The 242-nt window shown below is 60.3% G+C and carries 1 pseudogene; it reads right to left on the bottom strand.

Annotated elements, in window-relative coordinates:
• A pseudogene (locus SB816_RS34450) lies at positions 1-187 on the bottom strand (L-idonate 5-dehydrogenase); the annotation flags it as partial.
• Positions 188-242 lie beyond the last annotated feature (55 nt).

The raw sequence follows: 242 nt of genomic DNA, 5'->3' as shown, positions 1-242 counted from the left end.
CGCAGATGATGGGCTCACGTACCCTGACGGGTCCGAAACCGCCGTCCTGATAATAATGAAGATCGGAGCCGCAAATGCCGCCCGCCGCCATGGTGAGCAGCACTTCGCCGGGGCCGGGGCCCTGCATGTCTTGCGTTTCGACGCGAATATCTTCACGGCCGTATAGGCGTGCCACGCGTGTCTGCATGACGGGGTCCTTTCGAATGCATACATTATTGAAAAAGCTGCGCGGCGCTGACCGC

It is taken from the genome of Achromobacter sp. SIMBA_011 (genome assembly GCF_046535435.1).
Taxonomy (GTDB): domain Bacteria; phylum Pseudomonadota; class Gammaproteobacteria; order Burkholderiales; family Burkholderiaceae_B; genus Achromobacter; species Achromobacter dolens.
This window is presented reverse-complemented; position numbering and strand designations above follow the sequence as displayed.